This window comes from Streptomyces sp. NPDC005863 (assembly GCF_042871345.1).
In the GTDB taxonomy this organism is placed as follows: domain Bacteria; phylum Actinomycetota; class Actinomycetes; order Streptomycetales; family Streptomycetaceae; genus Streptomyces.
The window spans coordinates 569,907-589,498 of the sequence record NZ_JBIAII010000002.1; the positions used below are offsets into that span (position 1 = coordinate 569,907).

Here is a 19,592-nt window from a genome sequence, read left to right on the forward strand (position 1 = left end):
GTCGTTCAGGTCACCGCTGCCACGGAGGTCACCGCGCCCCGGCGCACGCCTCCAGGATGAGGTCGGCGACCGCGTCCGGCTCCCGTACGGTCGGGAAGTGGTCGCTGTGTGCGAGGCGCACCAGGCGGCTGCCGGGGATGCGCCGCGCCATCGTCTCGTTCACGCGGACCACCTCGGCCTGGTCGAACTCCCCGAGGGCGAGGACGCACGGCACGTCGAGCTCGCCGAGGCGGTCGTAGGCGGGCGGGTCGGGCACGTTGTGGGGGTAGTTGGCGAACCACGCCGGGATCACCGCCCTGAGGTGCGCCTCGACCTCCGGGTCGGGTCCGGTGACCGCCGCGCCGGAGGTACGGCGCAGCAGGGCCACGAGCCCCTCCATGTCCCCCGCCTCGGCGAGCCGGCCCAACTCGGCCATGAACTCCACGGGGACGAGGTCGTCGGCGCCGGTGATGCCCGGCACCACCAGGACGAGGCCGGCCGCGCGGGCGGGTTCGCGGAGGGCGAGGCTGACGGCCGTGGCCCCGCCCATGCTCGACCCGGCGAGTACGGCGCGGGCCACCCCGAAGTGGTCGAGCACCGCGGTCAGGTCCTCGACCAGGGAGAACACGGCGGTCGGCGCCGGTGACCTGCCGTATCCCCGCGCGTCGTAGCGGATCACGCGGTGCTGTTCGGTGAGGCGGGGCAGGATGCCGTCCCAGATGCGGGAGTCGCCGACGCCGGGGTGCAGCAGGACCAAGGGGAGGCCCGCGCCGCCGTCCGTGCCGCTCGGGTCGCCCGAGTCGTGCGCCCACAGCTCGCCGCCCTTGACCGGGACCGTGACGTCACCGCTGCCCGTGCTGCTGCCCGTGCTGCCCATGTGCCGAGTCTCGGGCGGCGGGGGCGGGGCCGCCAGGGGGATGGGGGGTCGGGGGCGCGAATGCGTACGGCCGTCGACCGGATCGCGTCGGCCCGGCGTGGGGCCCGGTCTACGGTTCGCCGGGTGGGCGTGCCGTGCCCTGGCCGGGCGGCCGCGACGTGGCCTCACCGGGTGGCGGTGCCGTGGCCTCGCCGGGCGGGCGCGCCGCGGGCCCGCCGGTGTCCGGAACCCGGGGCGGCCCGATGAGCGGCTCGGAGGCGATGCGGTTCGCCAGCTCGGACGCCCACTCGGAGACCCGGCCACGCAGTTCCGCCTCCGCGGCGGCGCGCTCGGCCTCTCCCCTGGCCTGCCCGGTGGCGAGAGCGCCCTCGCTCCCGCCGCCGCTCTCCCCCTCGTCCTCATCACGTCGGCCCTCGCTCCGGCCCTCGGAGAACACCGTCCCCCGAACCGGCGGGCCCCCGGAGGCGGGCTCGGCACCGGCGCGGTGCAGGAAGCGTCCGGCGAGAAGGCACAGGACGCCGCACAGGGCGCCGCACAGGACGGCGGCGAGCGCCAGAGCCTGCGTCTTCGGCCCGACCGGCGCGACCGGTCCGATCGGCCCGAGTTCCATGGGGAGGAGCTGCATGCCGGTGCTCTACCCGCTCATCCGTGCACAACAACGCACACCTGCGGACCAGTTGTCCGGCACCGGGTCAGTTGTCCAGCACCGGGTCACTCCCCGAAGTCGTAGACGGTCACCGCGATCCCCCGCGCCACCAGGCGCTCGGATATCAGCGGCTCGATTCGCGACCAAGTGCCGCCGGCCAGCCCGCAGCCGATGCGCGGCATGTGCACCCCGGCGCCGAGCTCCTCGGCCTTGTCGGCCACGGTCGCGAGGGCGGTGTCTATCGCCTCGTACCGCACGGGGACGCCTTTGCTGCCCGTGCGCATCCCCCGCTGCCCCACCATGTTGGCGACCCAGACGCGACGGCCCACGTCCACGAACTGGACGGCGCCCAGACCGAAGTCGTTCTTGGCCCGCTCCCGGTGCCAGGCGCGGTACGCCCGCTCCGGCTCCGGCCAGCGGCGCGAGACCGCGAGCACGAAGCCCTTCCCCCAGCCCCCGAGGTCGTTGCAGACGTGGGCGATCAGCTTGACGCCCTTGCCGAACGGCGCGGTGGCGTCACCCCGGACATACGTGATCTCCGACATGACGCCACCGTACGGGCCACCACTGACAGTGGCGCTCCCTGCTATTGGTCCCTAGCGCTATGCGCTGGCGATCCCCCGCTACAGATCCTTCGGCCCCGTGAGGCCCTGTGCCTCGCGGCTCACCCTGCGGCGGACGCCGAACCAGCCTGCGACCAAGGCCAGGCCCACGATCGGGATGAGGAACAGCGTCTTGCGGCCGACCTCCGCGTCCTTCCACATCAGGCCCAGCACGACCAGCAGGAACGCGATCGTCACGTACTCGGTGACGCCGCTGAACGGGAGCTGGAACTTCGGCCGGGTGATCTCGCCGCGCTTCGCGCTGCGCACGAAGGCGAGGTGGCACACCATGATCGTGATCCAGGTGCCGATGATGCCGAGCGACGCCACGTTCAGGACGATCTCGAAGGCCTTGCCCGGGACCACCCGGTTGAGGCCGACGCCGACGACGCCCAGCGAGGCGGTGAGCAGGATGCCGCCGTAGGGAACCTGGTTGCGGTTCATCTTGGCGGTGAACTTCGGCGCGGAGCCCGCCATCGCCATCGAGCGCAGGATGCGGCCGGTGGAGTACAGGCCGGAGTTGAGCGAGGACATGGCCGCGGTGAGGACCACGAAGTTCATCACGTCGCCGGCGGCCGGTACGCCGATCTTGGAGAGCACCGTCACGAACGGGCTCTGGTCCGCCGAGTACAGCGAGCCGGGCAGCAGCAGCGCGAGCAGCACCACGGAGCCGACGTAGAAGACGCCGACCCGCCACATGATCGAGTTCACCGCGCGCGGGACGATCTTCTGGGGCTCGGCGGTCTCGCCCGCCGCGACGCCGACCAGTTCGAGCGAGGCGTACGCGAAGACGACGCCCTGCATCACGATCACGACCGGCATCACACCGTTCGGCACGAGGCCGCCGTGGTCGGTGATCATGTTGAGGCCCGGCGTCTCGCCGCCCACCTTGTGCTGGCTGGCAAGGAGCCAGATACCGATGATCATGAAGGCGCTCAGCGCGGCCACCTTGATGATCGAGAACCAGAATTCCATCTCGCCGAAGTACTTCACCGAGATGAGGTTCACCGAGAGCACGACCGCGAGGGCGATCAGCGCCAGGACCCACTGGGGTATATCGGTGAAGAAGCTCCAGTAGTGGGTGTAGAGCGCGATCGCCGTGATGTCGGCGATGCAGGTGGTCGACCAGTTGAGGAAGTACATCCAACCGGCGAAGAACGCGCCCTTCTCCCCGAGGAACTCGCGCGCGTACGAGACGAACGAACCGGACGAGGGACGGTAGAGAACCATCTCGCCGAGCGCCCGGACCACGAAGAACGCGAAGATTCCGCAGACGAGGTACGCGAGGGCGAGCGCGGGGCCCGCCGAGTGGAGACGGCCGCCCGCCCCCAGGAAGAGGCCGGTGCCGATCGCTCCACCGATCGCGATCATGTTGACGTGACGGGCCTTGAGGTCCTTGCTGTAACCGGCGTCGCCCGCGTCCGCGGGGGCCTGCGACGCATCTGTGCGGGATGCGTCCAGGACGGCCGAATCTACGGCTTCCTTGCTCACGGGTGGATCTACTCTCTGGTGCCCGGAAAGAGCTCCGGGGTCCGGATGTGCTCCGGTCCGCGACACCCCTGACGTGCGCGGACCGACGGGACACCTTCCCCCACGCACCGCCCCCCACGCGGTGGCGCACGTCACATAGCGGAACTTCTCACATGATGATCAGGGGGTGTACAAGGCGTCGATGACCTGCTCGTACTTCTCGCGGATCACCCGGCGCCGCAGTTTCAGGGAGGGCGTGAGCTCGCCCGTCGCCGGGCCCCACTCCTCGGCGAGCAGCCGGTACCGCTTGATCTGCTCGGTGCGGTTCAGGCGCGCGTTGGCGGCCGCCACGGCCCGCGCCACCTCCGCCCGCACCGCCTCGTGGGCGACCAGGTCCCCCTCGATCCCCCGCGCGGCGGCCCACGCGGGTGCCAGCTCCGGATCGAGGACGAGCAGCGCCACCAGATACGAGCGGCCGTCCCCGTGGACGAGGGCCTGGCCGATCAGCGGGTGCTCCTTGAGCGCGTTCTCGACGAGGGCGGGCGAGACGTTCTTGCCCGTCGAGGTCACGATCATTTCCTTCTTGCGGTCGGTGAGCCAGAGGTAGCCGTCCGCGTCGAGCCTCCCGATGTCGCCGGTGGCGAACCAGCCGTCCGCCTCGCAGGCGCTGTCGACGCCGCCGTCGGGCCGCAAGTAGCCGTCGAAGACCGTCGCGCCGCGCACCAGGATCTCGCCGTCGTCGGCGATGCGTACGTCGAGTCCGTCGAGGGGCCGCCCGACCGAACCGAGCCGGAACCGCTCGGGGCTGTTCGTCGTGACCACACCGGAGGTCTCGGTGAGCCCCCACGCGTCCATGATCACCAGCCCGAAGCCGGCCCAGAACCGGGACACGTCCGGCGGCATCGGCGCCGACGCGCTCGCGGTCCACACCAGCCGGTCGAAACCGGCGAGGGCGAGCAGCGGGTCGAGTACCTCACGCTTGGCCTCGTCGTACGCGGCCCGCAGCTCGGCGGCGGGTTCCTCGCCCCGCTCGCGGCAGGCGACTAAGGCGCGCGCCGTGTCGTTCGCCGCCTCGACCGCGGCCCGCCGCTGCGCGGGAAGCCCGGCGAGCGCGGCCCCTACGGCGGCGGCCAGCTTCTCCCACACGCGCGGGACGCCGAAGAACTGGAAGGGGTGCAGCTCGCGGGCGGTGGCGGCCACCTCGGCCGGGTCCGCGCACAGGTGGACGTGCGCGGCGCGCAGCACCGGCAGGTAGATGCCGAGCAGGCGCTCAGCGATGTGGGCGAAGGGCAGATAGCAGATGTGCCCGACGCCGTCGGGGAACTCGACGACGGCGTCCAGGGCGGTGCCGTTCAGGAGTACGTTGCGGTGGCTGAGGCGGACGCCCTTGGGGTCGCCCGTGGTGCCCGAGGTGTAGACGACGGTGAGCGGGTCGGCGGGGCGGATCTCGCGCCAGGACTTCTCGAAGGCGTCGGGGTCGAGGAGCCGTGCGCCCGTGGCGTGCAGGGAGCCGTACGTGCGGTGGCCGTTCGCCGCGGCGCCCTCCACCACGACGAGGCGCTCCAGCGGCGCCGTGGCGTCGGCCAACAGGGGCTCCCAGCGCGGCAGTTCACCGGCGCCCTCGACGATCGCGACGCGGGCCCGGCTGTGCCGCACGATGTGCGCGACCTGTTCGGGGGCGGCGGTGCCGTACACGGTGACGGGCACGGCGCCGAGGTGGACGAGGGCCAGATCGCTCAGCCAGTGCTCCGGGCGGTTGCCCATCATCATCAGGACGTGCTCGCCGCGCCGCACGCCGAGCGCGGCGTAACCGGCGGCGAGGACGGCGACCTTGCGGCGCGCCTCGCGCCAGGTCAGCGTCGACCACCGGGCCCCGGTGCGCCAGCAGAGGGCGGGAAGGTCTCCGTGCTCGTCGGCATTGCGGAGCAGCAGGGCGGGGAGCGTGGTGTCGGCGGGGTCCCCGGGACGTCGCGGAATCGTGGTCATGACCGCCTCCTGGCGCCATCGGCTGTGCGTGAGCGGACGGGTGCGTGAGGAGCGAGTGGCCGAGCGGTGGACGTGCACGTAACTGGCCCGGAGGGTTTCACAACACTGGTGTGCCAGCAATACTGTTGCACTGGTTTGCTGCACGCCCCGGTACGCGCCGGATCGCTGCACCCACGGGGAGACGTCCGGAGAGCCGGCCGGGGAGGGAGGGCGCCGTCATGACGACGGACACCAGGGACACCGGAGACACCGGCCCCACCGACACCACCGACACCACCGAGACCAGCGACCCCAGCGCCGGCGAGGAGCCGACGTACACGGTCGACGAACTGGCCGCGCGCGCGGGCGTCACCGTCCGTACGATCCGCTTCTACGGGACCAAGGGGCTGCTGCCGCCGCCGGTGATCGGCCCGCGCCGCGTCGGCCACTACGGCCGCGAGCACCTGTCACGGCTCGCGCTCATCGAGGAGTTGCAGCTCCAGGGCATGACGCTCGCCGCGATCGAGCGGTACCTGGAGCAGCTGCCGGCCGGCCTGAGCGCCCACGATCTGGCCATCCACCGTGCCGTGGTGGCCTCCTGGGCCCCCGACTCGGCGGAGGACGTGTCCCACCCCGAGCTGGAGCGCAGGGCGGGCCGCGCGCTCGGCGACGAGGACCTGGAGCGGCTCGCGGCGATGGGGGTGGTGGCCCTGACCCGGACGCCCGGGACGTACCGCGTGGACCTGGGGCTGCTCCGCCTCGGCGTGCAGCTCCTCGACGTGCCCATCGCGCACGAGACGATCCTGGCGGCGCGCACGGTCCTGATGGAGCACACGCGGTCCGCCGCGCACGAGTTGTCGCGGCTCTTCCGCGACGAGGTACGGGGGCCCGAGCGCGAGTCCGACCCCGCGCACGTCGCGGCGATGCGGTCCCTGTCGGCCCACATGCAGCCGATGGTGGTGCAGGCGCTGGTGACGGCCTTTCAGCGCTCCCTCAAGGAGGAGCTGCGGGAGTGGCTCAAGGAAGGCTGAGCCACACCCCCGTACTTCCCGACGGGCGCCGTCGTGGCGACCGTCGTGACGGTCACACCTTGACGTGCGCGGCCGTCGCGCTCGGCGTCTCGTCCTGCGTCGCCTGCACCAGCCGCTTGGCGTAGACCTCGGACAGGGCCTTCATGTCGGTCCTGGCGGCCAGCGCCCCGGAGGCGTCCCGTACGTCGAGCGTGCCGATGTACTGGTCCTGACGGATCACCATCGTCAGCGTGTTCGTGCGCGAGGGACTCTCGTACCCGTACATGAGACTCGCGTCGCCGTGCGGCGGCCCCTGAAGGACCGTGACCTCGTGCTTGTTGTTCTGCGCGTAGCTCTGCCAGACGGTGAAGGCGCGCTCGGCGGCCCGCGCGTTCTTGTACACGATCACGTCGTAACCGGCGCCCTCGGCCTTGTCGCCGCTCCGGTAGCCCACCCGGCCGTTGGCCACGGCCCCCTTGCACTTGCCGCCCGGGTCCTTGCACACGGAGGGCGCCTTGGCGCGGCTGTGCAGTTCCGTGCTGACGTGGCGCAGGGCGGCGGGCATCGTGTCGAGGGGCGGCAGGATCGCCTCGGCCCGGCGGGCGGCGCTCAGCGAGCCCATGCCCGCGGTCCCGCCGCCGGCGGTGCGGCTGTGCGAGGACGACGCCTTGTGCTTGCCCCTCTTCTTGTCCTTCTTGCCGTCGCAGCCCGTCAGGGCCAGCGAGAGGACCAGCACTCCGACGCCGACTGCCCGCGTCATTCCCCCTGTCGTGAACCGCACAGCGGTCACCTTTCCGTTTGTCGTGATCATGCTCTCCGGCAGGATACGACCCGGGGGCAACGCCTCCGGTTCCGCCCCCGACCAGGCGGAACCGGAGTCGCGACAAGATCAGACGTCGCTGAACTTCTCCCCCTTTTCCGCCTTTTCGACCAACAGGGCGGGCGGCGTGAACCGCTCTCCGTAGCGCTCGGCGAGCTCACGCGCGCGGGCCACGAAGCCGGGCAGGCCGCCCTCGTAACCGTTGATGTACTGCAGGACGCCGCCCGTCCAGCCCGGGAAGCCGATGCCGAGGATGGAGCCGATGTTGGCGTCCGCGACCGACGTCAGGACGCCTTCCTCCAGGAGGCGCACGGTGTCCAGCGCCTCGGAGAAGAGCATGCGCTCCTGCATGTCCTCGAAGGGGATCTCGTGCCCCGGCTTGGTGAAGTGCTCGCGCAGGCCCGGCCAGAGGCGGTCCCGCTTGCCGTCCACGTACTCGTAGAAGCCCGCTCCCCCGCTCCTGCCGGGGCGCTGGAACTCGTCGACCATGCGGTCGATGACGGCGTCCGACGGGTGGCCGGGCCAGGTGCCGCCGGCCTCCTCGACCGCCTTCTTCGTCTCGTTGCGGATCTTCCTCGGCAGCGTGAGCGTCAACTCGTCCATCAGGGAGAGCACCTTGGCGGGGTAGCCCGCCTGGGCCGCCGCCTGCTCGACGGACGCGGGCTCGATGCCCTCGCCGACCATGGCGACGCCCTCGTTGATGAAGTGCCCGATGACCCGCGAGGTGAAGAAGCCGCGCGAGTCGTTGACGACGATCGGCGTCTTGTTGATCTGGCGCACCAGGTCGAAGGCGCGGGCCAGCGCCTCGTCGCCGGTCCGCTCGCCCTTGATGATCTCGACGAGCGGCATCTTGTCGACCGGCGAGAAGAAGTGCAGGCCGATGAAGTCGACGGGGCGGGAGACGCCCTCGGCGAGCGTGGTGATGGGCAGCGTCGAGGTGTTGGAGCACAGCAGGGCGTCCGGCTCGACGACGTCCTGGATCTCCTGGAACACCTTGTGCTTGAGCGAGGTGTCCTCGAAGACCGCCTCGATCACGGCGTCGCAGCCTGCGAGGGCCTGCGGGTCCGCGGCCGGCGTGATGCGTGCGAGCAGCGCGTCCGCCTTCTCCTGGGTGGTGCGCCCCCGCTGCACGGCCTTGGCGCAGAGCTTCTCGGAGTAGCCCTTGCCCTTCTGGGCGGCCTCCGCGGAGACGTCCTTCAGGACGACGTCGATGCCCGCGCGGGCGCACGAGTACGCGATGCCCGCGCCCATCATCCCGGCGCCCAGCACGGCGACCTTGCGGACCTGGCGCGGCTCGACGTCCGCCGGGCGGTTGGCGCCGGAGTTGACGGCCTGCAGGTCGAAGAAGAACGCCTGGATCATGTTCTTGGCGACCTGGCCGGTGACCAGCTCGGTGAAGTACCGGGCCTCGATGGTCAGCGCGGTCTCGAAGTCGACCTGGGAGCCCTCGACGGCGGCCGCGAGGATGTTGCGCGGCGCCGGGTAGTTGGCGCCCGCCGTCTGCTTCTTGAGGTTGGCGGGGAACGCGGGCAGGTTCGCCGCGAACTTGGGGTGGGCCGGGGTGCCGCCCGGGATGCGGTAGCCGGGCTTGTCCCAGGGCTGCTGCGACTCGGGGTTGGCGTCGATGAAGGCGCGGGCCTTCTCGATCATCTCCTCGCGGGTGGCGGCGACTTCGTGGACGAGGCCGTTCTCCAGGGCGCGCCTCGGGTTGTACTGGGTGCCCTGGAGGAGCACCTTGAGGAGCGCGTCGGTGATGCCCATGAGGCGTACGGTGCGGGTGACGCCGCCGCCGGCCGGGAGCAGGCCGAGGGTGACCTCGGGCAGGCCGATCTTGGAGCCGGGGGCGTCCAGGGCCACGCGGTGGTGGGAGGCGAGGGCGATCTCGTAACCGCCGCCGAGCGCGGCGCCGTTGATGGCGGCGACCACGGGCTTGCCGAGGGTCTCGATGCGGCGCAGCGACCTCTTGATCTCGGTGCCCGTGTCGAACGCCTGCTGGGCGTTCTCGGGGCCGACCTTGATCATGTCCTTGAGGTCGCCGCCCGCGAAGAAGGTCTTCTTGGCGGAGGTGTAGATGAAGCCGCGGATCGCGTCCTTGTCGGCCTCGACGGCGGCCTCCGCGCGGTCGGCGATGGCCGCGATGGAGTCCTTGAACGCCTGGTTCATGGTGTTCGCGGACTGGTTGGGGTCGTCGAGGACGAGCGTGACGATGCCGGTGTCGTCCTGTTCCCAGCGGATGGTGGTACTTGCGGTCATGTCGGTCTCTCCGTGAAGTCTGTGGCAGGCGGATTCTGGGGAGGGCGGAAGGGTTTCGCGGCCGTCTGACCGCCGGTGGGGGCTGGTCGCGTAGTTCCCCGCGCCCCTGAGGCATGCGGCTGCGCCGCGCCTCATGAGGGGCGCACGGAGTGCGCTTTCAGGGGCGCGGGGAGCTGCGCGAGCGGCCACGACGGGCCCGCGGCCGGCAGCGCACCCCAGCCCCTACGGCGCGTGGCCGCCCTACAGCCGCTCGACGATCGTGGCGATGCCCATCCCCCCGCCCACACACAGCGTCGCGAGCCCGTATCGAAGATCCCGCCGCTCCAGCTCGTCCACGAGCGTCCCGAGGATCATCGCCCCGGTGGCGCCCAAGGGATGGCCCAACGCGATCGCGCCGCCGTTGACGTTCACCTTGTCCAGGGACAGCCCCATGTCCTTGACGAAGCGCAGCACCACCGCGGCGAACGCCTCGTTGATCTCGACGAGGTCGATGTCGTCGATGGTGAGACCCGCCTTGGCGAGCGCCTTGCGCGTCGCGGGCGCGGGACCGGTGAGCATGATCAGCGGCTCGGAGCCGGACACGGCGGCGGAGACGATCCGCGCGCGCGGAGCGAGCCCGTACCGCTCGCCGACCTCCTTGCTGCCGACCGCGATCAGCGACGCGCCGTCGACGATGCCGGAGGAGTTGCCCGCGTGGTGGACGTGGTCGATCTGCTCGATCCAGTGGTACTTCTGCAGCGCGACCGCGTCGAAGCCGCCCATGTCGCCGATGTCCTTGAAGGACGGCTTCAGCTTCGCGAGGGAGTCGGCGGTGGTGCCGGGGCGCAGGTGCTCGTCGTGGTCGAGGACGACGAGTCCGTTGCGGTCCTTGACCGGCACGACGGACCTGCCGAACCGGCCGTCCTTCCAGGCCGCGGCGGCGCGCTCCTGGGAGAGCGCCGCGTACTCGTCGACGTCGCGCCGCGAGAAGCCCTCGATGGTGGCGATCAGGTCGGCGCCGATGCCCTGCGGCGCGAAGCCGGTCTCGAAGTTGGTCATCGGGTCGGCGAACCAGGCCCCGCCGTCGGAGGCCATCGGCACCCGCGACATCGACTCGACGCCGCCCGCGAGTACGAGGTCCTCCCAGCCCGAACGGACCTTCATCGCGGCGAGGTTGACGGCCTCCAGACCCGAGGCACAGAAGCGGTTCTCCTGGACTCCCGCGACCGTGTCCGGCAGCCCCGCGGCGATGGCCGCGATCCGCGCGATGTCGGAGCCCTGGTCCCCGACCGGGCCCACCACGCCGAGGACGATGTCGTCGATGGCGGCCGGGTCGAGCCCCGGGAAGCGGGCCTGGATCTCGTGGATCAGGCCGACGACGAGGTCGATGGGCTTCGTGCCGTGCAGGGCTCCACTGGCCTTGCCGCGTCCGCGCGGGGTGCGGATCGCGTCGTATACGTACGCTTCGGTGGTCACGCGTGTGCCTTTCGAGGGTGTCCGGAGGGGTGCGGGTCTGCGGGGTGCGGGTCTGCGGTGTCCGGGTCTGCGGTATGCGGGTCTGCGGTATGCGGGTCTGCGGTGTGCGGTTCAGCCGAGGAGGGAACGGCCGATGATCTCCTTCATGATCTCGGTCGTGCCGCCGTAGATCGTCTGGATGCGTCCGTCGGTGAAGGCCTTGGCGACCCGGTACTCCGCCATGTAGCCGTAGCCGCCGTGCAGTTGCAGACAGCGGTCGGCGACCCGCTTCTGCAGTTCGGTGGCCCACCACTTCGCCATCGACGCGTGCACGGCGTCGAGCTCCCCGTTCGCGTGGTCGACGATGCACCGGTCGAGGAAGGTGCGGGTGACGGCGCACTCGGTGGCCATCTCCGCTATCTCGAAGCGGATGTGCTGGAGCTTGGCCAGCGGCCGCCCGAAGGCCTCGCGCTCCTTCACGTACGTCGTGGTGATCTCCAGGAGGTGCTCGGCCGCGGCGATCCCGGCGACGGCGATGCCCATGCGCTCCTGCGCGAGGTTCGTCATCAGATGGATGAACGCGCCGTCCAGCTCGCCGAGCAGGTTCTCCTTGGGGACGACGACGTCGTTGAAGAAGAGCTCGGCGGTGTCCTGGGCCTTCTGGCCGATCTTGTCGAGGTTGCGGCCGCGCTCGAAGCCGGCCGTGCCGCGTTCGACGACGAGCAGGGACAGGCCGTGCGCGCCGCCCTCCGGGGAGGTCTTGGCGACGACGATGACGAGGTCGGCGAGGATGCCGTTGGAGATGAACGTCTTGGAGCCGTTGAGCACCCAGTGGTCGCCGCGGTCCTCGGCGGTGGTGCGGATCCCCTGGAGGTCGGAGCCCGCGCCGGGCTCGGTCATCGCGATGGCCGTGATGGTCTCGCCGGTGCAGAAGCCGGGCAGCCAGCGCCGCTTCTGCTCCTCGGTGGCGAGCGAGGTCAGATAGGGGCCGATGATGTCGTTGTGCAGGCCGACCGCGAGTCCGGCGGCGCCCGCGCGCGTGAACTCCTCGGCGAGCACGGCGGAGTAGCGGAAGTCGTCGTTGCCGCCGCCCCCGTACTCCTCGGGGACGGCGAGGCCGAGCAGCCCCTGTCGGCCTGCCGCGAGCCATGCCTCGCGGGAGACGACGCCGTCCTTCTCCCACTGCTCGTAGTGCGGGAGCACCTCCTTGGCGAGGAAGGTGCGCACCGTCTCGCGGAACGCGTCGTGCTCGGCGGAGAAGATCTGCCGCTTCATCTGTACGTGGCCTCCTGGAGCCCTCGGTGAACCAGCGAGCCCTGCTAGAGCCAGCCCTTGACGGTTTCGATCGACTTGGCCGGCTCGGGGCCGACGGGTATGACGTCGAGCATGGTGACGCCGGCCGCCCGGAAGGCCTCGACGCGCTCACGCACGTAGCCCTCGGGTCCGCACAGCGACATCAGTTCGCAGAACTCGTCCGGGACGGCGGCCTCGGCCTCCCTCTTCTTCCCGGCGAGGTAGAGCTCCTGGATGCGCGCGGCCTCCTTCTCGTAGCCGTAGGCCACCGCGAGGTCGTTGTAGAAGTTCTTGCCCCTGGCACCCATGCCGCCCACGTAGAGGGCGATCTGCGGGCGGGCGAGGTCACGGACGGCCGCCGCGTCGTCGCCGATGGCGAGCAGTCCCCCGGCGACGGTCTGCAGCGGCCCGAGGGCCGGGTCGCGCCGCGCTGTGCCGGCCGCGAGCGCGGCGCCCCACACCTGGTCGGCCTTCTCCGGGATGAAGAGGGTGGGCAGCCAGCCGTCGGCGATCTCCGCAGTCATCGTCACGTTGGCGGGCCCCAGGGAGGCGACGTAGAGCGGGACTTCGGGGCGGACCGGCCGGGTGAGGATCTTCAGTGGCTTGCCGAGCCTGCCGCCCTTCTCCGGGGGCAGCGGCATGTCCGTGATGCCGTGGTGGTCGATGACCTCGCGGCGCAGGATGCGGCGGGTCAGCTCGATGGTCTCGCGGGTGCGGCCGAGCGGCTTGTCGTACGCCTTGCCGTGCCAGCCCTCGACGACCTGCGGGCCCGAGGCGCCCAGGCCGATGATCGCGCGCCCGCCGGAGACCGCGTCCAGCCCGGCGGCGGTCTGGGCGATCAGGGCGGGGGTGCGGGAGTACACGTTGAGGATGGCGGCGCCGATCTTCATGCGTTCGGTGCGCGCGGCGAGATAGCCCATGATCGTGGGCGAGTCGAAGCCGTACGCCTCCGCGACCCAGACCGCGTCCAGGCCCGCGGACTCCAGGGCGGCGAGGCCGTCGGCCGCCTCGCGCGGGTCGCCCGCGTAGGCGAGCGGTGCCGAGATCTCCATCAGTGGTCTTCCTGTTCCTTCGCGGGCTCGGCTTCCTCCGACGGTTCAGCGGGCTGCGACGGCTGCGCGAGGGCCGGTACGTCCCAGTCGCGGGCCACTTCCGCGGTGTCGGCGCCGGGCTGCGCGGGGCCCGTGCGGACCTGGGTCGGGGTCGCGGAGAAGCGGGGGGCCGGGGCCGGCTGGGTGATGCCGCCGTGGTCGACGAAGGTGCCGCGGGCGGCGAGGTGGGGGTGGCCGGGGGCCTCGCGCAGGGAGAGCACGGGCGCCACACACGCGTCGGAGCCCTCGAAGACGGCCGTCCACTCCTCGCGCGTACGTTCCTTGAAGCGGGCGGCGACCGCCTCGCGCAGCTCGCCCCAGCGGGCCAGGTCCTTGCGGGCGGGCGCGACGTCGGCGAGGCCGAGGAGCCCGATGAACTCGTCGTAGAACTGCTGCTCAAGGGCGCCGACGGCCATGTGGCCGCCGTCGGCGGTCTCGTAGTTGCCGTAGAAGGGGCAGCCGCCGTCGAGGAGGTTGGCGCCGCGCCGGTCCTGCCAGCCGCCCGCCGCGAGCATGCCGTGGATCATCGCGGAGAGGTGCGCGGTGCCGTCGACGATCGCGGCGTCCACGACCTGCCCGGCGCCATGCACGCGCGCGTGATGCAGCGCGGCGAGGATGCCGACGACGAGATACAGCGAGCCGCCGGCGTAGTCGCCCACGAGGTTCGCGGGGATGGCGGGCGGCTCGCCGGGGTTGCCGATCATGCCGAGGGTGCCGGTGACGGCGATGTACGCGATGTCGTGCCCGGCGCGCTGCGCGAGCGGACCCTCCTGGCCCCACCCGGTCATCCGGCCGTAGACGAGCTTCGGGTTGCGGGCGTGGCACTCCGCGGGGCCGACACCGAGACGCTCGGCCACGCCCGGCCGGTATCCCTCGATGAGGACGTCGGCGCGGTCGACGAGGTCGAGGACGCGTGCGGCGCCGCCTGGGGCCTTCAGGTCGACGACGACCGAGCGCTTGTTGCGGTTGGTCACGTCGTACTCGGGGTTGATCGCGAGGCCGCCGCCGCGCGGGCGGTCCACGCGCACCACGTCGGCGCCGAGGTCGGCCAGGAGCATGGCCGCGAACGGGCCCGGCCCGATGCCCGCGAGCTCCACCACGCGCACCCCGGCCAGCGGCCCGTGAACGTCCTTGCCCGGCACAGCCATTGAGCCCCCAGCACTATGACACAACTGATGTAACACCAGTGATGCTAAGAACGTGTTCCACCGCGCACAAGCCCCTGACGAGCAAGCGCTTAGCCAATTTCGGCCCCGTGCCCCTCTCGGGCCGGGTCGGGCCTAGCCTGAGGCCATGGATTCCGTACTGGTCAGCGCGTGTCTGCGGGGAGTCCCGTGCCGCTACGACGGCCGCGACAAGGCGTCCCCCGAGCTCGACGAGGCGGTGGCCGGCCGCGCGGTCGTGTCGTTCTGCCCCGAGGCCGCAGGGGGCCTGCCGACGCCGCGCCGTCCCGCCGAGCTCGTCGGGGGCGACGGCCACGACGTCCTGGACGGCACCGCGCGGGTGGTCGAGGACACCGGGCGCGACGTGACGGCGGAGTTCGTCGCGGGAGCGCGGCGCGCGCTCGCGGCCGCGCGCCGCGCCGGGTGCACCGAGGCGCTGCTGATGCCGCGCAGCCCGTCGTGCGGGCGCGGCGCGGTGTACGACGGGTCGTTCGAGGGTGAGCTGGTGGCGGGCGACGGGGTCACCGCGGCACTGTTCGAGCGGCACGGCATCACCGTCCGCACGGCGCCGGGGGTGTGAGGCCCGTCGAGTGGGGCCCTCCCGGCCGCCGTCGGCTCCCCGCACGCTAGCCTCGGCCACCCACAACTGCACGGGGTGCACGGCGGAGAGGTGCCATGACTGCCATGACCGGTGGAAACAACAAGAGTCACGACGGCAAGAACAGTGATCGCGCGTACGACATCGTGCTCTTCGGAGCGACGGGTTTCGTGGGAGTGCTCACCGCGGAACATCTGGCCCGCCACGCCCCCGAAGGCGTGCGCTGGGCCGTCGCGGGGCGGGATCCCGCGAAACTGAAGGCGCTGCGGGAGCGGCTCGCCGCCATCGACCCGGCCTGCGCCGAACTCCCCCTGGTCCACGCCGACGTGGCCGACCCCGCGTCCCTGCGCGAGATGGCCGCCGACGCGCGCGTGATCGCGTCGACCGTCGGCCCGTACCTGACCTACGGGCAGGAGCTGGTCGCGGCCTGCGCCGAGGCGGGCACCGACTACGTGGACCTGACCGGCGAGCCCGAGTTCGTCGACCTCATGTACGTGCGGCACGACGCCCGCGCGCAGGAGACCGGCGCGCGGCTCGTGCACTCCTGCGGCTTCGACTCGGTCCCGCACGACCTGGGGGCGTACTTCACCGTCAAGCAGCTGCCCGAGGGCGTGCCGCTGCGCGTCGACGGGTTCGTCCGGGTCGGCGCCCAGTTCTCCGGCGGGACCTTCGCCTCGGCGCTGGGCCAGTTCGCGCGGGGGCGGCAGATGCTGGCCGCCGCGAAGGAGCGCAAGCAGCACGAGCCGCGCCTGGTGGGACGCACGGCGTACGCGCCCGTGGGGGCGCCCCGGTACGCCGGTGAGGTCGGCGCCTGGGCCCTGCCGCTGCCGACGATCGACCCGCAGGTGGTGCAGCGTTCGGCGCGGGCCATCGACCGGTACGGACCCGACTTCCGCTACCGGCACTACGCGGCCGTGAAGTCGCTCCCGGTCGCCCTCGGCGGCCCGATCGGCCTCGCCGGACTGCTGACGGTCGCCCAACTGTCGCCCGTACGGCGCTGGTTGTCCGACCGGCTCAAGCCGGGGGACGGCCCGAGCGAGGCGCGCCGTGCCGCGTCGTGGTTCTCGGTGCGGTTCGTCGGCGAGGGCGGCGGGAAGCGGGTGTACACCGAGGTGTCCGGCGGCGACCCGGGGTACGACGAGACGGCGCGGATGCTCGGCGAGTCGGCCCTGTGCCTGGCGCTCGACGAACTGCCGGAGACGGCGGGCCAGGTCACTCCCGCGGTCGCGATGGGCGACGCGCTGATCGAGCGGCTGCGCGCCACGGGTCTGTCGTTCCGCGTGGCGTCGGTGCGCTAGTACGGCGAAAGCACCTGGGGGCCCCGCACGTCGCCGTGCGGGGCCCCTTCGGCCGGTGAGGGATCAGAGCACCGGCACCGGGTACGTCGGGTACTCGACTCCGGAGACGTGCTGGACGACCCGGATGACCTGGCACGAGTAGCCGAACTCGTTGTCGTACCAGAGGTAGAGGATCGCGTTGTCGCCGTCGACCTTGGTGGCGCCGGCGTCGACGATCGAGGCGTGGCGCGAACCGACGAAGTCCATCGACACGGCGTCCGGCGCCGTCGTGAAGTCGATCTGCCGCTTCAGCGGCGAGTGCAGCGACACGTCGCGCAGGTGGTCGAGGACCTCGTCGCGGGTGGTCTCACGGCCGAGGCGCAGGCTGAGGATGGCGATCGAGACGTCCGGCACGGGCACGCGGATGGAGCTGCCGGTGATCGGGGCCTTGAGGTCGGGCAGCGCCTTCGCGACGGCGGAGGCGGCTCCCGTCTCGGTGATGACCATGTTGAGCGGCGCGGAGCGGCCCCGGCGGTCGGCCTTGTGGTAGTTGTCGAGGAGATTCTGGTCGTTGGTGAACGAGTGGACGGTCTCCACGTGGCCGCGCAGCACGCCGTACTCGTCGGCCATCGCCTTCAGCGGCGGGACGATCGCGTTGGTGGTGCAGGAGGCGCAGGACAGGATCTGCTCGTCCGGCTTGATCGTGTCGTGATTGACGCCGTGCACGATGTTCGGGACGTCGCCCTTGCCGGGGGCGGTCAGGACGACCTTGTCGATGCCCGGGCGCAGGTGCTTGGAGAGGCCCTCGCGGTCGCGCCACTTGCCGGTGTTGTCGACCAGGATCGCGTCCTTGATGCCGTACACCGTGTAGTCGACCTCGGACGGGTCGTTGGCGTAGATCACCTTGATCGCGTTGCCGTTGGCGACGATGGTGCCGTTCGCCTCGTCGACGGTGATCGTGCCCTGGAACTGACCGTGGATGGAGTCGCGGCGCAGCAGCGAGGCGCGCTTCACGATGTCCTCGGCGGCCCGCTCGCCGCCACCGCGCACGACGATGGCGCGCAGTCGCAGACCGTTGCCCGAGCCGGACTTCTCGATGAGGAGCCGGGCGACGAGGCGGCCGATGCGGCCGAAGCCGTACAGGACGACGTCGCGGCCCGCGCCGCGCTCGGCCTTGTTGGCGCCGATGGCACCGGCGACGGCCTCGGCGGTGAACTGCTCGACGGTCAGGCCGCGGTCGTCGGCCTTGTAGGCCTCCGCGAGCAGGGCCAGGTCGATCTGCGAGGGGCCGAGATCCAGGGTGGTGAGGGCCTGCAGGAACGGCAGCGTCTCGGTGACCGAGAGCTCCTCGCCGGCGATCTGCCGGGCGAATCGGTGGGTCTTCAAAATGCTGACCACCGACTTGTTCACCAAGGAGCGGCTGTGCAGCAGGACGGTCACGTCCCGCTCGCGGTGCAGCTTCCCGATGATCGGGATCATCGACTCCGCGATCTCCTCGCGGTGCTTCCAATTGGTGAACGAGTCGTCATTGACAGTCACAGGAGTATCTTTCGAGCTAGGCGGCGCTCATATGCTAACCCGGTCTGATTTTGATCGTTCATCGGGTGCCCTGCGCCCCGGCGGCCTCGCGCAGAGCGGCACGGCAGAGGGCGTCCGCGCGGCGCGTGGACTCCGGCAGGCGGTAGCGGGGCGTCAGCGCGAGGACGTGGGCGCAGGCGCCCGCCAGGCTCGTGCGGTGGCCCACCGAGACGAAGACCGGCTTCACGCCCTGCCGGGTGCGCAGGGCGCGGCCCACCTCCTCGGCGCCGTCGAGCAGCGGCGCCGCACTCCCCCGCGCGTCGGCCGGGTCCTCATGCCGGAAGGTGAACGGGTTCTTGGCGACGCCGATCGTCGGCAGACCGGTGAGGACACCGAGGTGGCTGGCGAGCCCGAAGCGGCGCGGGTGGGCGACGCCGTAGCCGTCGCAGACGACGAGCCCGGGGTCGGCCCGCAGGCCGGCGAGCGCGTCCAGGACCGTCGGGATCTCGCGGAAGGCAAGGAGGCCAGGCACATAGGGGAACGCCACCGTGCCGACCGCCGTGGACTCCTCGACCACGTCGAGGGTCGCGGCGTCGAGGACGACGACCGCCGCGGCGACGACGTCCCGCTCGTCGTCGTAGGCGACGTCCACCCCGGTCACATGTCCGGTGCCGGGCGGCGGGCCCGGCTCGTCGAGGACGACGCGGGCACGCAGCTCGTCCTGGACGGCGCGCGCCGCCCGCTCGTCGGCGGGCCAGTCGGAGATCAAGGCGTTGTGGCTGGTCATAGTGCGCGGCAGCCTAGTCGGCGCGGTGCCTGACCCTTCGTACGGTGAGCGGTCGTGGACACGCCCGACCGGCATCAAAGACGCGTAAAGATTGCCGGAACCCGGCAGTGTGCGGCGCCCGTCCGTCATGTCAGCATCGCCCCGTACCGAGGTGAACGGCGCGACGGGGGAAGTGATCCGATGACGGTCTTTCTGGGTCTCGGCATTGCGGGGATCGTGCTGCTCGCGCTCTCGCTCGTCCTCGACGGGGTGCTCGAAGGGCTCTTCGCGGGGGCCGGTGTGCTGGACGGGCTCTTCGACGGGCTCCTCTCGCTGCCGGTGATCGCCGGGTTCGTCGCCATGCTCGGGTTCGGCGGGGCGCTCGTCCTCGGTACGACCGGGGCGGGCGCGGGCCCGGCCGCCGTCGCGGGGACCTGTGCCGGCACCGGAGCGGCCTGGGTGACCTGGAAGTTCACCAGGGTCCTCATGCGTGAGCAGACCGCCCGCACCCCGCGCGGCGACGACCTGGTGGGGACCGCGGGCTCCGTGGTCACCGCGATCCCGGCCGACGGCTACGGCGAGGTCCTGCTCCGACTCGCGGGCCAGCCCGTGAAGTTCGCGGCCCGCAGCTCCGCGGCCGTGGCGCGCGGCACCGAGATCTGGGTCGACGCGGCGCTGTCGCCGACGTCGGTGGCGGTACGGCCCGTGGAGCGCTGACCCCACACCCCGCACCCCGCCCACCGCTCGTCGCCCGGCACCCACGTCACGTATCGACCGACCGCACCACCATCACGTAACCGATCTGCCGTCCCCGGGTGGCAGGGGGGAAT

General features: G+C 71.7%; 17 protein-coding genes. 4 read left to right on the forward strand and 13 right to left on the reverse strand.

Going from position 1 to position 19,592, the window contains the following annotated elements:
- Nucleotides 1–28: 28 nt before the first annotated feature.
- The 5 genes from ACFYO9_RS08570 to ACFYO9_RS08590 all read right to left on the reverse strand — a co-directional run bounded on the left by ACFYO9_RS08570 (nucleotide 29) and on the right by ACFYO9_RS08590 (nucleotide 5,560).
- Complete coding sequence (locus ACFYO9_RS08570) at nucleotides 29–856, reverse strand: alpha/beta fold hydrolase (RefSeq protein ID WP_358777321.1); 828 nt, start codon at nucleotides 854–856, stop codon at nucleotides 29–31.
- A gap of 109 nt (nucleotides 857–965) precedes the next feature.
- Complete coding sequence (locus tag ACFYO9_RS08575) at nucleotides 966–1,481, reverse strand: hypothetical protein (RefSeq protein ID WP_358777322.1); 516 nt, start codon at nucleotides 1,479–1,481, stop codon at nucleotides 966–968.
- An 86-nt stretch (nucleotides 1,482–1,567) separates the two neighbouring features.
- Nucleotides 1,568–2,047 (reverse strand): macro domain-containing protein, encoded by a 480-nt coding sequence (locus ACFYO9_RS08580; protein WP_358777323.1) that lies wholly within the window; start codon nucleotides 2,045–2,047, stop codon nucleotides 1,568–1,570.
- Nucleotides 2,048–2,125: 78 nt separating this feature from the next.
- Nucleotides 2,126–3,595, reverse strand: coding sequence for an amino acid permease (locus tag ACFYO9_RS08585; RefSeq protein ID WP_355814125.1), 1,470 nt, complete (start codon nucleotides 3,593–3,595; stop codon nucleotides 2,126–2,128).
- Between the two features lie 159 nt (nucleotides 3,596–3,754).
- Nucleotides 3,755–5,560: an AMP-dependent synthetase/ligase gene (locus tag ACFYO9_RS08590; protein WP_358777324.1), complete on the reverse strand. Its 1,806-nt coding sequence runs from the start codon at nucleotides 5,558–5,560 to the stop codon at nucleotides 3,755–3,757.
- A 218-nt stretch (nucleotides 5,561–5,778) separates the two neighbouring features.
- On the opposite strand from ACFYO9_RS08590, the gene ACFYO9_RS08595 reads away from it, so the two are divergent.
- Nucleotides 5,779–6,570 carry a MerR family transcriptional regulator gene (locus ACFYO9_RS08595; RefSeq protein WP_358777325.1) on the forward strand — a complete coding sequence of 264 codons (792 nt, stop codon included), beginning with the start codon at nucleotides 5,779–5,781 and terminating at the stop codon, nucleotides 6,568–6,570.
- Nucleotides 6,571–6,622: 52 nt separating this feature from the next.
- Here the strand turns inward: ACFYO9_RS08595 and ACFYO9_RS08600 are convergent, their stop codons facing one another.
- From ACFYO9_RS08600 to ACFYO9_RS08625, 6 genes are all read right to left on the reverse strand, one after another.
- Nucleotides 6,623–7,309 carry a hypothetical protein gene (locus tag ACFYO9_RS08600; RefSeq protein ID WP_358777326.1) on the reverse strand — a complete coding sequence of 229 codons (687 nt, stop codon included), beginning with the start codon at nucleotides 7,307–7,309 and terminating at the stop codon, nucleotides 6,623–6,625.
- A 129-nt stretch (nucleotides 7,310–7,438) separates the two neighbouring features.
- Nucleotides 7,439–9,622, reverse strand: coding sequence for a 3-hydroxyacyl-CoA dehydrogenase NAD-binding domain-containing protein (locus ACFYO9_RS08605; RefSeq protein ID WP_358707142.1), 2,184 nt, complete (start codon nucleotides 9,620–9,622; stop codon nucleotides 7,439–7,441).
- A 240-nt stretch (nucleotides 9,623–9,862) separates the two neighbouring features.
- On the reverse strand, nucleotides 9,863–11,077 hold the full coding sequence (locus ACFYO9_RS08610; RefSeq protein ID WP_358777327.1) for an acetyl-CoA C-acetyltransferase: 1,215 nt from the start codon (nucleotides 11,075–11,077) through the stop codon (nucleotides 9,863–9,865).
- Nucleotides 11,078–11,188: 111 nt separating this feature from the next.
- On the reverse strand, nucleotides 11,189–12,331 hold the full coding sequence (locus ACFYO9_RS08615; protein WP_355814139.1) for an acyl-CoA dehydrogenase family protein: 1,143 nt from the start codon (nucleotides 12,329–12,331) through the stop codon (nucleotides 11,189–11,191).
- A gap of 44 nt (nucleotides 12,332–12,375) precedes the next feature.
- On the reverse strand, nucleotides 12,376–13,401 hold the full coding sequence (locus tag ACFYO9_RS08620; protein ID WP_355814142.1) for an LLM class F420-dependent oxidoreductase: 1,026 nt from the start codon (nucleotides 13,399–13,401) through the stop codon (nucleotides 12,376–12,378).
- Nucleotides 13,401–14,588 carry a CaiB/BaiF CoA-transferase family protein gene (locus ACFYO9_RS08625; protein ID WP_358707136.1) on the reverse strand — a complete coding sequence of 396 codons (1,188 nt, stop codon included), beginning with the start codon at nucleotides 14,586–14,588 and terminating at the stop codon, nucleotides 13,401–13,403. The genes ACFYO9_RS08620 and ACFYO9_RS08625 overlap by 1 nt, the downstream gene beginning before the upstream one ends.
- Before the next feature lie 145 nt (nucleotides 14,589–14,733).
- Between ACFYO9_RS08625 and ACFYO9_RS08630 the strand changes: the two genes are divergently transcribed.
- Both ACFYO9_RS08630 and ACFYO9_RS08635 read left to right on the forward strand, forming a co-directional pair.
- Nucleotides 14,734–15,183 carry a DUF523 domain-containing protein gene (locus tag ACFYO9_RS08630; protein ID WP_355814147.1) on the forward strand — a complete coding sequence of 150 codons (450 nt, stop codon included), beginning with the start codon at nucleotides 14,734–14,736 and terminating at the stop codon, nucleotides 15,181–15,183.
- Nucleotides 15,184–15,287: 104 nt separating this feature from the next.
- Entirely contained in the window at nucleotides 15,288–16,499 is a 1,212-nt protein-coding gene (locus ACFYO9_RS08635) for a saccharopine dehydrogenase NADP-binding domain-containing protein (protein WP_358777328.1), read from the forward strand.
- 63 nt (nucleotides 16,500–16,562) lie between these two features.
- Here ACFYO9_RS08635 and ACFYO9_RS08640 read toward each other — a convergent pair whose 3' ends face one another.
- The gene (locus tag ACFYO9_RS08640; RefSeq protein ID WP_355814153.1) at nucleotides 16,563–18,017 is read right to left on the reverse strand and encodes a glyceraldehyde-3-phosphate dehydrogenase; all 1,455 of its coding nucleotides are present in this window, start codon (nucleotides 18,015–18,017) and stop codon (nucleotides 16,563–16,565) included.
- A 58-nt stretch (nucleotides 18,018–18,075) separates the two neighbouring features.
- Nucleotides 18,076–18,783: a deoxyribonuclease V gene (nfi, locus tag ACFYO9_RS08645; protein ID WP_358777329.1), complete on the reverse strand. Its 708-nt coding sequence runs from the start codon at nucleotides 18,781–18,783 to the stop codon at nucleotides 18,076–18,078.
- 180 nt (nucleotides 18,784–18,963) lie between these two features.
- On the opposite strand from nfi, the gene ACFYO9_RS08650 reads away from it, so the two are divergent.
- A complete protein-coding gene (locus tag ACFYO9_RS08650) occupies nucleotides 18,964–19,479 on the forward strand; it encodes a hypothetical protein (RefSeq protein ID WP_358707126.1) in 516 nt (171 codons plus the stop codon).
- Nucleotides 19,480–19,592: the final 113 nt, after the last annotated feature.

Bases quoted from the DNA above. Each gene is read 5' to 3' on its own strand.
- ACFYO9_RS08570 (WP_358777321.1), bottom strand. From the start codon at position 856: ATGGGCAGCACGGGCAGCAGCACGGGCAGCGGTGACGTCACGGTCCCG.
- ACFYO9_RS08575 (WP_358777322.1), bottom strand. From the start codon at position 1,481: ATGCAGCTCCTCCCCATGGAACTCGGGCCGATCGGACCGGTCGCGCCG.
- ACFYO9_RS08580 (WP_358777323.1), bottom strand. From the start codon at position 2,047: ATGTCGGAGATCACGTATGTCCGGGGTGACGCCACCGCGCCGTTCGGC.
- ACFYO9_RS08590 (WP_358777324.1), bottom strand. From the start codon at position 5,560: ATGACCACGATTCCGCGACGTCCCGGGGACCCCGCCGACACCACGCTC.
- ACFYO9_RS08595 (WP_358777325.1), top strand. From the start codon at position 5,779: ATGACGACGGACACCAGGGACACCGGAGACACCGGCCCCACCGACACC.
- ACFYO9_RS08600 (WP_358777326.1), bottom strand. From the start codon at position 7,309: ATGACGCGGGCAGTCGGCGTCGGAGTGCTGGTCCTCTCGCTGGCCCTG.
- ACFYO9_RS08605 (WP_358707142.1), bottom strand. From the start codon at position 9,622: ATGACCGCAAGTACCACCATCCGCTGGGAACAGGACGACACCGGCATC.
- ACFYO9_RS08615 (WP_355814139.1), bottom strand. From the start codon at position 12,331: ATGAAGCGGCAGATCTTCTCCGCCGAGCACGACGCGTTCCGCGAGACG.
- ACFYO9_RS08620 (WP_355814142.1), bottom strand. From the start codon at position 13,401: ATGGAGATCTCGGCACCGCTCGCCTACGCGGGCGACCCGCGCGAGGCG.
- ACFYO9_RS08625 (WP_358707136.1), bottom strand. From the start codon at position 14,588: ATGGCTGTGCCGGGCAAGGACGTTCACGGGCCGCTGGCCGGGGTGCGC.
- ACFYO9_RS08630 (WP_355814147.1), top strand. From the start codon at position 14,734: ATGGATTCCGTACTGGTCAGCGCGTGTCTGCGGGGAGTCCCGTGCCGC.
- ACFYO9_RS08635 (WP_358777328.1), top strand. From the start codon at position 15,288: ATGACCGGTGGAAACAACAAGAGTCACGACGGCAAGAACAGTGATCGC.
- nfi (WP_358777329.1), bottom strand. From the start codon at position 18,783: ATGACCAGCCACAACGCCTTGATCTCCGACTGGCCCGCCGACGAGCGG.
- ACFYO9_RS08650 (WP_358707126.1), top strand. From the start codon at position 18,964: ATGACGGTCTTTCTGGGTCTCGGCATTGCGGGGATCGTGCTGCTCGCG.